The 13,011-nt window shown below is 33.9% G+C and carries 6 protein-coding genes; all 6 read left to right on the forward strand.

Annotation, left to right across the window (positions count from 1 at the left end; translation table 11 throughout):
- Positions 1–58 precede the first annotated feature (58 nt).
- The 6 genes from ACTJIW_RS22605 (at position 59) to ACTJIW_RS22630 (ending at position 12,991) form a co-directional block, all read left to right on the forward strand.
- Positions 59–1,831 carry a MutS-related protein gene (locus tag ACTJIW_RS22605; protein ID WP_440716399.1) on the forward strand — a complete coding sequence of 591 codons (1,773 nt, stop codon included), beginning with the start codon at positions 59–61 and terminating at the stop codon, positions 1,829–1,831.
- Between the two features lie 410 nt (positions 1,832–2,241).
- Positions 2,242–3,252: a LacI family DNA-binding transcriptional regulator gene (locus tag ACTJIW_RS22610; protein WP_121361135.1), complete on the forward strand. Its 1,011-nt coding sequence runs from the start codon at positions 2,242–2,244 to the stop codon at positions 3,250–3,252.
- Between the two features lie 283 nt (positions 3,253–3,535).
- Positions 3,536–6,628, forward strand: a complete 3,093-nt coding sequence (locus ACTJIW_RS22615) for a SusC/RagA family TonB-linked outer membrane protein (protein WP_440716400.1) — start codon at positions 3,536–3,538, stop codon at positions 6,626–6,628.
- Between the two features lie 12 nt (positions 6,629–6,640).
- Positions 6,641–8,155, forward strand: a complete 1,515-nt coding sequence (locus ACTJIW_RS22620) for a SusD/RagB family nutrient-binding outer membrane lipoprotein (protein ID WP_440716401.1) — start codon at positions 6,641–6,643, stop codon at positions 8,153–8,155.
- 469 nt (positions 8,156–8,624) lie between these two features.
- Positions 8,625–10,586, forward strand: coding sequence for a beta-mannosidase (locus ACTJIW_RS22625; protein ID WP_440718485.1), 1,962 nt, complete (start codon positions 8,625–8,627; stop codon positions 10,584–10,586).
- Positions 10,587–10,729: 143 nt separating this feature from the next.
- A complete protein-coding gene (locus ACTJIW_RS22630; protein ID WP_440716403.1) occupies positions 10,730–12,991 on the forward strand; it encodes a GH92 family glycosyl hydrolase in 2,262 nt (753 codons plus the stop codon).
- Positions 12,992–13,011: the final 20 nt, after the last annotated feature.

Here is a 13,011-nt window from a genome sequence, read left to right on the forward strand (position 1 = left end):
AATGAATAGCTTTTTTGAAAGTGTAAAACCTATATTTGTATTTCATTAAATTTTAAAAATGGAAGTATATTTAAGCAAGGTCAGGCAGTATTCAAAAATATTTACTCAAATCAACAAAAGATACAACAGCATAAGTCTTTTAAGACTTTTAAGCATATTTTTTTGTTTGTTTATGTTGTTTTACTACATCAAAACCAATGAAGCTTTATATGTCTTATTTGCTTTTTTATCTTTTGTTGGTTTTCTTTTTTTAATGAGAATCCATTCAAAACTTTCTTTCCAGAAAGAATTGACAAAAGCTGTTTTAAAAATTAATGAAGATGAAATAGCATATTTAAAAAGAGAAAAACTTCCTTTTGAAAACGGAATTGAATTTAATGATTTTCATCATCCGTATGCTTACGATTTAGATATTTTTGGAGAACATTCCTTATTCCAAAATTTAAACAGAACAGCCACTTTTATTGGTAAAAAAACATTAGCGAATAAATTATTAAATCTATTTTCTAATGAAACAATTCTTGAAAATCAGGAAGCCATAAACGAACTAAAAGCTAAAATAGACTGGCGTCAGGATTTTCAAGCTCTTGCAATTGTCAGTACTGACAGCAAGAATTCGTATGACTCATTAATTCATTGGATTTCATTTAAAAATAATTCTTTATCTAAAGTTTTAATTGCACTTTCAATTATTCTTCCAACTCTATTTTTTGGTTTTCTAATTGCTTATTTTGTCACTTCAAAAGCAATTATTCTTTCCTATGTAACTTATATTTTTATTTTCAATTTAATCGTTTTGGGAAGATCACTAAAGCGAATTCAATCTGAAATTGCCAAAGCAGATAATATCGACAAAACCATAAAACAATATAGTTTATTGGTTCAGAAAATTGAACTTGAAAAATTTGAATCTAAAAAGCTGATTGAACTGCAAAAACAACTGGTTTCTAAAAATGCTTCTGCCAGTTCTCATTTAAAGCAGCTGTCAGAATTATTTTCAAGAATGGAGACTATCAACAATTTTGTTACTGCGACTTTGTTTAACGGATCTTTTTTGTTTAACCTGCACGTTTTAAAGGCTCTTTTAAAATGGAAAGACAATTACGCACATGAACTTGAAAAATGGATTAATATAATTGGCGAATTTGAAGCTTTAAATAGTTTAGCAAATCTATCGTATAATAGCCCTGATTTTGTTTTTCCTGAAATCAATTCAGAATATAAAATTGGATTTGAAAACTTAAGTCATCCTTTATTAAATCCGACGACCAGAGTAGGCAATGACACCTATTTTTATCCTCAGTCATTTATGATTTTAACCGGATCGAATATGTCTGGAAAAAGTACTTTTTTGAGAAGCTTAGGCATAAATATGGTTTTAGGCGGAATTGGTTCAGTTGTTTGTGCTTCAAAAGCTGACATACATCCACTTCCAGTTTTAGTTTCAATGCGATTATCTGATTCTTTAGCAGATAGTGAGTCGTATTTCTTTGCAGAAATTAAACGTTTAAAACAAATTATGGATGCTCTTGAAGAAGGCCCTGCTTTTGTTTTATTAGATGAAATTTTAAGAGGAACAAACTCTGATGATAAACGTAACGGCACTATTGAAGTAGTCAAAAAAGTAATTGCTAAAAATGCGATTGGTGCCATTGCAACGCATGATATAGAAGTCTGTTTGACTACAAACGAATATCCGGATATTTTAACTAATCAATGTTTTGAAGTAGAAATTCAAAATAACGAACTGCATTTTGATTATAAACTTCGCAGCGGTATCTGCCAGAATAGAAGTGCTACCTTCCTAATGCAGAAAATGGGAGTTATTTAGAATCTTAGAATTTAAGATTTTAGAATTTAAGATTTTTAAAAAGGCCAAAAGAGTAATCATTATTCTTTTGGCCTTTTTTGTATTTACATATTTTATCAGTTTTTACTTATTCTGTAAAATAATGCCTTTAAAAAAAATGAAATTTTGAGACTTTTTTTGAAATATTCTACATTAAAAATAGATAAGAAACACATCAAAAACCTATCAAATCTGTATGAAAAGCATAAAATCAATATTAAAAGTCAAAATGACAATAACTGATCAAAAACCTATATTTGCTGATTATTCTATTTTATTTTGGCAATAAAAAAACGATTTATTGAAAATAAATTTTACTAAAACGTTTTTGTAAGTTTCGTTTGCATATATTTGCGATGTACTAAAATATCCAATAATAAATTATTTACCAGATGAAAAAGATTACAATTAGAGATATTGCTAAACAAGCAGAAGTTTCTATTTCTACTGTGTCTTTTGTTATCAATGGTAAAGGAGAAAAAATGGCTATTAGTCCTGCTGTTATTAAAAAAGTTCAGGATGTTGCGCAAAAACTTCAATACAAGCCAAGTATGATTGCAAGCAGTTTACGAACTGGAAAAACAAGATCAATTGGGCTTATTGTAGAAGATATTTCAAATCAGTTTTTTGCTGATTTGGCAAGAGTAATCGAAGATGAAGCCAAAAATATTAACTACAGGGTTTTTTATTGCAGTACAGGAGATGATAATGATCGTTCTGAAGAATTAGTGCAGAGTCTTTTACAGGCAAATGTTGAAGGCTTTATTATTACCCCAACCCGAAATTTAGAAAAAACAATAAGCCAGCTTTTAAAATTGCAAAAACCGGTTGTGTTAATCGACAGGTATTTTGCAAACCAAAAAGTAAGTCATGTTGTAATGGATAATTATGAAGGATCTTATTCGGCTGTTAAATTTTTAATCAGCAAAGGACGCAAAAATATAGCTGTCGTGAATAACAAGTCTGGAATGATTCAGATGAAGTTACGTGAAAAAGGATATGTTGAAGCACTTAAGGAGGAAGGAATTTATAATGAAAATTATACGCTGCTTTTAGATTATCATTCGAGTGAGAAAAGCAGAATTGAAGAAATTATCAATTTCTTTAATCAAAACAAAGAAATAGATGCCGTTCTGTTTTGTGCAAACTATATGGGACTTGCGGGACTTCAGGCTTTTAGAACTTTAAATTATAAAATTCCCGATGATATTTCGGTTATCAGCTTTGATGACCATGACAGTTTTAAATTGCATACACCGACAATTTCGGTTATTGCCCAGCCAATAGAAGACATTGCTGTAAAATCAATCCAGTTATTGATGAGCCAGATGACAAATTTTGAAGATTTTAAAATAGAAAAAGTTCTCAAAAAAGGAACTTTGATAATAAGAGAATCCGTTTAACCAACCGAATAGCAGATTAAAAATTAGAAATGAAAAAAGTGGAGACTTTTTTTTAATCATTTCACTAAAACGATTTAGTAAATATTTTCCTTGATTTACTGCTGTTTACAGTTCGATAATTAAGGTGAGATATTTATTAAAAACCAAAACAGCCGCAATATTAAAATACTGATTGTGCTGTAATATTGAAAACAGAGTTCAAATTTTTATTAATTATTTAAAGCAAACACAAACACAAACAAACACAAAACGAAATCAAAACCAATAACCAAAAAAAATGCTTATGAAACGAATATTAGCAGTGTTAGGAGTGATATTGCTGAGCAGTTTAAGTGCTGCTGCGCAAAATCGATTAATAACCGGCATAGTTACAGATGCAGAGAACAAGGGAATTGTTGCTGCATCAGTCGAGGTTCAAGGAAAACCATTTAGTGCTATTACAGACGCCGAAGGGCGATTTAAAATGAATGTTCCAGAAGGAAAAGTTACCCTTAATGTATCTTCTATAGGTTTTCAGTCAAAACTGGTAGTACTTCAGGAAAAAGAGATTAGAGTTGCTGTGACATTAGTAGAAACTACACAGGAATTAAAAGATGTTGTTGTAACTTCATTTGGGGTTAAAAAACAAAAGAAAAGTTTAGGTTACGCAGTTGGAGAGCTTAAGGGCGAAGACCTGACAAAAAATAAAGAAATTAACTTAGGAAACGCACTTCAGGGCAAAATTGCCGGGGTAAACGTTTCGGCGCCGGTTACGGGACCATCTGGTTCAAGCCGAGTTGTAATTCGTGGAGCTACTTCGGCATCAGGACTTAACCAGCCTTTGTATGTTGTAGACGGAATTCCAATTGACAACACACAGCAGGGAAATGCAGGAATGTGGGGTGGAGCTGATAAAGGAGATGGTATGTCTTCTTTCAATCCAGATGATATTGCTTCGATGTCTGTTTTAAAAGGTAGTGCCGCTTCTGCTCTTTATGGGTATAGAGGATCAAACGGTGTTATCTTAATTACAACTAAAAAAGGTAAAAACGGAACGGGAATAGGAGTAGATTTCAGCACAAATTCAACTTTTAATACACCAGTAAGTCTTTTAAAATGGCAGGATCAATATGGTGCTGGAGCTCCAAATGCGAGCGGTGTGCCAACCAGATTCACTAATTTACAAGAACTTAGAGATTCTTACTATTTTGCTTGGGGAGGTAAATATGATGGAACGCCTTCATTATCTCTAGACGGTGCTACAAGACCGTATCAGGCTTATGGAAAAGATAATGTTGAAAATTTCTACAGAACCGGATATTCTTTCAGTAATACTTTGGCAATTTCTGGCGGAAATGAAACAACAAATTTCAGATTGTCTTTTGGAAACACTAAAGACGAATCGATCATGCCGGAAACTACTTTTGGAAGAAACAACGTAGCCTTGAGTTTAAACTCGGCTCCAAATAAAAAAATCAGCATTGAGACAAATGCTCAATACATTTCTGAGAAAAGTCATAACCGTCCATACTTAAATGATTCGCCAAGAAACCCATCTTTCCCAACTACTTTTATGACTCCGGGTACAGATATTAGATGGTTAAGTAATCCTTATGATGCAAATGGAGGAGAAGAAGATTATTTAGGAGCAAACGTATATCATACAAATCCTTACTTTGCTACAAAATCTCCTTTAAACGATGATTTAAGAAAGCGTTTTATTGGTTCTGCAAAAGTAAATTATAACATTACAGATAAAATTTATGCTAAAGCTGTTATTGGTATTGATGATATCAATTATGAATATACTGAAATTGAACCTACCGGAATAAATTACAGCCCTGGAGGATCAATTGAAAACAGAATAGAAACTCGTTCTGAAGTAAATGCTTCTGGTTTCTTAGGTTACAGAGGAGATATTGCTAAAAATATTTCGTTAGATGCTTTTGTTGGTGCAAACCGTCAGCATAACCGATACAGCGGCATTAAAATGAAAGGAAACAACTTTATTGTTCCATTCAAATATTTCTACGGAAATACACAGCCTGATAAAACTGAGAAATTATTTTCAGAAAGCGAAGTAAACTCTCTTTTCTATTCTGCAGATATTGGGTACAAAGATTTCTTATATCTAAGTTTAACAGGACGTGAAGATTGGTTTTCAACTTTAGATCCATCAAATAACAGTACTTTTTATCCTTCTGTAAGTTCAAGTTTTATTTATTCTGAAGTTATAGGTCTTCCTGAGTGGATTTCTTATGGTAAGATTAGAGCAGGCTGGGGTAATGTTGGAGGTGCACTGCCGGATGCTTACGCTTTAGCATTGACTTATACAACTCCAGACGGACAAACAGATTCATTAGGACAGCCAATTTTAGGTGTAAATGGAGAAACAATTCCAAACAGAACTTTGAAACCTTACAATGTAAGCACAATTGAATTTGGTTTTGAGAATACATTCTTCAATAACAGAGTAAGTACAGATTTGACTTTTTACAGCAAAAAAACTACAAATGATATTACTGATGCTGATGTTTCTCAGGCTTCTGGTTACAGAACTACAAAAATCAATGTGGGAGAAATCCTGAACAAAGGGGTGGAGTTTGCTATTAATGTAAAAGCAGTTAAAACACCAAGTTTTGCATGGAGCGTAGGTTACAATTTTGCTTACAACCATAGTGAAGTTTTGAATCTTTCAGATAAAATCACAACTAAATCATTAGAAGGAAACAGAGACGGTAGAGCTTCTGTAGTTTTAGAAAAAGGACAGCCTTTTGGTGTTATTAAAGCTTATGATTATTTAAGAGATGCACAGGGAAATATCGTTCTTGATACAAACGGAAAATTCTTAAGAGGAAATTTAATTATTGCTGGTCAAGGTGTTGCGCCAACATCAATGGGGCTTTCAAATGATTTTTCATATAAAAATTTCACACTTTCTGTTTTTGTTGATGCTAAATTTGGAGGAGAAATCTATTCAGCTACAAATCAGTTAGGAACACGTTACGGATTATCTGAAATTACACTTCCGGGCCGTGAGGGCGGAGTAGCAGTAAGCGGAAAAGATGTTAACGGAAACCCGGTTAACACAACAGTTTCGGCATACGATTATTGGAGAAGTTACAGCGATGTTACATCAAACTTTGTTTACGATGCTGATTTTGTTAAGCTTAGAGCAATTTCATTTGCTTACAACTTCCCAAAAACATATTTGCAAAAAACACCATTTCAGTCTGTAAGTTTATCATTCTCAGCTCATAATTTATGGACTATTTATGACAAAGTTCCAAACATTGATCCAGAGTCAAACTATTCAAACAGTAATGCTCAGGGTATGGAGAGAGCTTCAATGCCGTTGACAAGAAATTATGGTTTTGCACTTAATGTCAAATTCTAATACTTAAGAAAGATGAAAAATAGATATATAAAAATATTTTGTATCGCAATTGTTAGTGCCATGACATTAGCTTCTTGTGACAAAGGATTCGAAGAAATGAATAAGAATCCAAATGCTTTGACAGATCCGGCTGTAAAATCAATGTTTACGCTTGCTGAGATTTATGTTGATGGGCAGGACTTTTCTAACACCAGAGGAAACAATTTATATGCAGCGCAAATCGTGCAGCAATTTTCTTCACTTGGAGGGCCAGGTTCAAAATACACGTATTCTTCGGAATATTCGGCAGCTCTTTTTGGAGAAACTTACGGAAAAGGATTAAACCAAATTTTCCAGTTATTATCTGTAGTTGATAATACGCCGGAAAACACCAATATGATTCAGGCATTAAGAATCATGAAAGTTTTCTTGTTTCAAAAATTGACAGATACTTATGGTGAAGTTCCTTATTTTGAAGCTGGAAAAGGATACAACGGAAACGTATTTTCTCCTAAGTATGATACACAGGAAGCGATCTACAATGATCTTTTAAAAGAATTGGACGAAGCCGGAACAGCTCTTGATGCGACAAAACCATTTGTTGGCAATGCCGATTTGTATTATCAAAGTGATGTTGCAAGATGGAAAAAATTGGCAAACTCTTTAATGTTGCGAGTAGCAATGCGTTTGTCTAAAGTTAATCCTGCAAAAGCAAAAGAATTTGTAGAAAAAGCATATTCAAAAGGTGTTTTTACATCAAATGATGACAGTCTTGTTTTACAGCATGATGCAGGGCCTCCGGGAGTTAAAACCAATCCAATTACTTCGGCTTGGGTAAGAAATGATTTAAATGGAGGAGAATCTAATATTAAATTCAGTAAAACATTTATCGATTTATTGAAAAACACAAACGATCCTCGTTTAAGAATTTATGCAAAACTTGAGGCAACAGGAGATAATAATCCGGCAAGTCAGCAAGGTTTGGCAAATGATGCAAAAGAATTTCCGGGAGGAGATAAAAAACTTTTCTCAGACCCAAATACTTCTACAGTATTGCGTTATGATGCACCAACTTTAATCATGTCGTATGCAGAAGTTCAGTTTTTATTGGCAGAAGCATCTGTAAAAGGATGGAGTGTTGGCGGATCGGCTCAGACTTATTATGATAATGGGGTAAGAGCGGCAATGAATATTTTAACCATTTTTGGAGATAAAGTACCTGCTGTTACGCCGGCAGAATACAACACCTATATCACAACTTATCCGTTTAAAACTGCAGGAACAGAAGCAGAAAAAATAGAACAAATTATTACTCAAAAATGGATCGTATTGTTATTCAATGGTTTTGAAGCTTTCTCAGAATACAGAAGAACAGGTTATCCTGTATTAGTTCCTGTTAATGATCCAACTGGTGATACAAAAGGAACAATTCCTAGAAGGTTAATTTATGATCAGTCAGAACTTATTACAAATGAGGCTAATTATAAAGAAGCAATTCAACGTCAAGGTTTAGATTTAATGACCACAAGAATCTGGTGGGATAAATAATTTTTAAATTTGGTTGGTTAGTTAAGATAAGTCGGGTACTGAGCATGCCCGGCTTATTTTTAAATCATTTAATTAAATGACCTTAAAAAGCAATTGAACCCTTATTTTGCAGTTTCAAATACCTTTTTTTCGCATAAAACCAATACAGTTTCTGCTGAAAAAGATGGATTTATTTTCTGCATTTTAAAAAAAATCAAAATGCTGTATTTAAAGTTTATTTCAATTATTTGAATTTAAAATGATCCAAATCAAAACCAAAATAAAACCTAAGGCAGTGGTAAAGAAGATATTTCTAGTTGTATTTTGAGTTAATAACGAAAAATAAATTCTAAAGAGAAGGAATGATTTAGTGCGTCCTTTTCCTTCTCTAAACTGCCAATAGTCCGAATTACTTACCTTTTTACTAATTTTAGAAGGTATTAATATATTACTCAGTAAAATGAATTATCAAAATAAACTTCATTGTATAATGTCCTTTTGTCTGGCAGGTTTTACATCAATTGCCTTTGCACAGAAAATTGACTTAAAAAACAATTGGACGTATCGTGAAGAAAAAACACAAAAATGGTATTCAGCCAGCGTTCCGGGAGAAATCCATACCGATTTGCTAAACAGCAAATTAATACCAGACCCATTTTACAGAGATAATGAAAAAAAACTGCAGTGGATCGAACGTAAAAACTGGGAATACAAAACTGCTTTTCAGGTTACGGCAAATATGCTGAAAAAGAAAAATACAGAATTAGTTTTTGACGGATTGGATACTTATGCAGCTGTTTATGTAAACAATCAGCTGGTTTTAAAAGCCAATAATATGTTTCGTCAATGGCGGGTTGATGTAAAAAAAGTCTTGAAATCAGGAAATAATGATTTACGAATCGTATTTCAATCGGCACAAAATGTGGTCGATTCACTGGCAAAAAAAGATTATCCGTTTGTAATACCAGACAATCCGCGTGCTTATGTACGCAAAGCACAATACCATTTTGGCTGGGATTGGGGACCAAAATTCACAACCTGCGGCATATGGAAAACACCAAGATTTGAAGCTTATGATGAAAAAGAACCTGAGAAACCGTATGTTTTAAATCGAAAAATCGAATTAATACAAGACAAAGACAGTCTTGGCAGTTCGTTTTATTTTAAAATTGACGGAAAGCCGGTTTATATGAAAGGAGCTAATTATATTCCATCAGATGCTTTTCTTTCAAGAGTATCTAAAAAAGAATATGAAAAAATAGTTTTATCTGCCAAAGAAGCCAATATGAATATGCTTCGCGTTTGGGGCGGCGGTATTTATGAAGACGATTATTTCTATGATTTATGCGATAAATACGGCATAAATGTCTGGCAGGATTTTATGTTTGCAGGTACTATGGTTCCCGGAGACGATGCTTTTTTTGATAATGTAAAAAAAGAGGTTCAATATCAGGTAAAAAGACTGCGTCATCATCCAAGCATCGTTTTATGGTGTGGCAACAACGAATCTGATGAAGCCTTTAAAAACTGGGGCTGGATGAAAAATTTCAAAATTTCAAAGCAGGATTCCATTCGTTTGTGGAAAGATTACACACGTTTATTTCATGACAGTATTCCGAAATGGGTTAAAGAAGTCGATGGTAAACGTCCGTATTTAAGCTCTTCGCCATTATACCATTGGTCAAAACCAAAAAGTGTAACCGAAGGAGACAGCCATTATTGGGGAATCTGGTGGGGATTGGAAGATATTGAAGCGGTACAGAAAAAAACGGGACGATTTGTGAGCGAATACGGAATGCTGTCGATGCCAAATTATTCGTCTGTAGAAGCATTTACCCTGCCTGAAGACCGCTATTTATATTCGGATATAGTATTGGCGCATCAAAAATCAGGAAAAGGATTTGAAAAGCTGGATTCCTATTTAAACAGGTATTTTATTGATTCGGCTAAAATAAAAAACATAAGTTTAGAAGATTATACCTATTTAACGCAATGTCTTCAATACTATTCTGTTAAAAATATCGCAGGCACACATCGTTCTAAAGCGCCTTACAATATGGGAACTTTAATCTGGCAGTTAAACGACTGCTGGCCAACAGCAAGCTGGAGTATTACAGATTATTATAACCGCGAACCACGAGCTTCGTGGTATGCCATACGAGAAGCGTACAGAGACGATATAAAACCAGAAACTGATTTTATACGCCCAAGAGATTTATCTTTAGAAGATCCAAAAATCAGCTGGGAAATAAAAGGAAATAACGTAATTATAAAAGCTCAAAAAATGGCAAAATACGTTTACATCTCTATGAAAGGATATAATGGAAAATGGAGCGATAATTATTTTGATCAAAAAGCAGGAGAAGAAAAAACAATTTCGTTTGAAGGGAAAATAACGAAGCCAGAGATTAAGATTTATTCTTTGTTTGAGGTTTTGGAAAAGTATAAATAAAGTTACAAAGGTTCAAAGAGACAAAGGGGCAAAGTTTTTTTAAACAGTTTAGTCTATCTGTAGAAATTAAAAAACGTCAGCGTCAATCAGTTTAATCCGTTTCATCAGCGGGCTAAACAATGCGCAATCAAAAATAAAAATATATGAAAATAGTATTTAGTGGTTTCCTGGCTTTAAGTTTACTTTTTGTCAATCCAGCAGTTTCACAGCAAAAAAAGGCAAAACAAGCAGATGTAAATTATACGAAATATGTCGATCCGCTTATTGGTTCGGCTGGACATGGCCACGTATTTGTGGGAGCAAATGTTCCTTTTGGAGCCGTACAGCTTGGACCTGTAAATATTTTTGAAGGCTGGGATTGGTGCAGCGGGTATAATTATGCCAGTAATACAATTTTGGGCTTCACACACACGCATTTAAGCGGAACCGGAATTGGAGATTTAAATGATATTTTGGTGCTTCCTGTCAGCGGAAAAGTCGGTTTAACCAAAGGAACAAAAGAAGATATGGTAAACGGTTACGGTTCGTATTTCTCTCATAAAAACGAAGTCGTAAAACCAGGATATTATAGTGTTTTATTGGATAAATATAAAATCAAAGCCGAATTAACAGCCAGCGAAAGAGTCGGTTTTCATAAATATACTTTTGAAAACACAAACGATTCGCATATTTTAATTGATCTAGCCGACGGAATTGGCTGGGACAGACCCGTAAAAACGTTCATTAAAAAAATAAGTGAAACCAAAATAGAAGGTTACCGTTATTCGGCAGGTTGGGCAGCAGATCAGCGTATTTATTTTGCAATGGAATTCTCTGAGCCCATTACAAACATAAAGGTTTATGACAGCACAGCGGTGGTAAAAGGAACAGAGGGCGAAGGCTTAAAAATAAAAGCGGTTTTAGATTTTAAAACCTTAAAAAACAAACAGATTCTGGTAAAAGTGGGAATTTCTCCAGTAAGTGCCGAAAATGCATCTGCCAATATAAAAGCAGAAATTCCGAATTGGGATTTTGAAGCTGTCGTAAAATTAGCAGATTCAAAATGGAACAAAGAGCTTAATAAAGTTCAGATAAAAGCAGACGATAAAACAATGAAAGTTTTCTATACTTCATTGTATCACACCATGTTTGCACCTTCTATTTTTAATGATGCGAACGGAGATTATCTTGGAACAGATAAAAAAGTCTACGAAAAAGCCAATTTTACCAATTACACTACTTTTTCGCTTTGGGATACTTACCGCGGACTGCATCCATTGTACACGATTACGCAGCCTGAAAAAATCAATCATATTGTAAAATCGTTTTTAGCGATTTATCAGCAGCAAGGCAGATTACCGGTTTGGCATTTAATGGGCAACGAAACCAATACCATGAACGGAAATCATTCTATAGCCGTTATTGTCGATGCTTACTTAAAAGGATATCGTGATTATGATGTCAGCTTAGCTTACGAAGCTATTAAAAAAACGGCAATGCAGACGCGTGAGGGAATGGATTACGTTCAAAAACTCGAATATATTCCTGCTGATAAACTATTAGAATCTGTTGGAAATGCTTTAGAATATGCAATCGATGATTACTGTATTGCTTTGATGGCTAAATCTTTAAACAAAACAGACGATTATAATTATTTCACGAAAAGAGCCAATTTATACAAACTGTATTTTGATAAGGAAACCACTTTTATGCGTGGTAAATTAACAAATGGAAATTGGAGAACGCCATTTAATCCGCTTTCATCAGCGCATCGTAAAGACGATTATGTTGAAGGAAATGCGTGGCAGTACACCTGGCTGGTGCCGCAGGATCCGTATGGTTTAATCGATTTATTTGGAAGCGAAGATAAATTTATCGCCAAACTGGATTCACTTTTCCTGCTGACTGATAAAGTAGAAGGTGAAGACGTTTCACCAGATATCAGCGGTTTAATAGGGCAGTACGCTCACGGAAACGAGCCAAATCATCATATTCCGTATTTATATGCTTATGCAGGACAACCGTGGAAAACAGCAAAATTAATTCGAGAAATCGACGAGAAATTCTACTCAACAAAACCAGACGGATTGTGTGGTAATGAAGATTTAGGGCAAATGTCGGCTTGGTATATTTTATCTTCTATGGGATTCTATTCGGTTAATCCGGCAAACGGCATTTATGTTTTGGGAAGTCCGCTGGTAAATACTGCTGTAATTCATCATAAAAAAGATATTTCATTTACGATAAATGCGGTTAATAACAGCGCTTCAAATATGTACATTCAAAAAGCAGAATATAACGGAAAGCCTTACACAAAATCATATATCACGCAAGAAATGATTGTAAAAGGCGGAGAGCTGAAATTGTATATGGGAAGCAAACCGTCAACGACATTTGGAGTTAAGAAAGTGGATAGACCTAATTGATTTTAGATTTTAGAGTGTAG

It is taken from the genome of Flavobacterium sp. 22659, from assembly GCF_052044235.1.
GTDB classification, from domain to species: Bacteria; Bacteroidota; Bacteroidia; order Flavobacteriales; family Flavobacteriaceae; genus Flavobacterium; species Flavobacterium johnsoniae.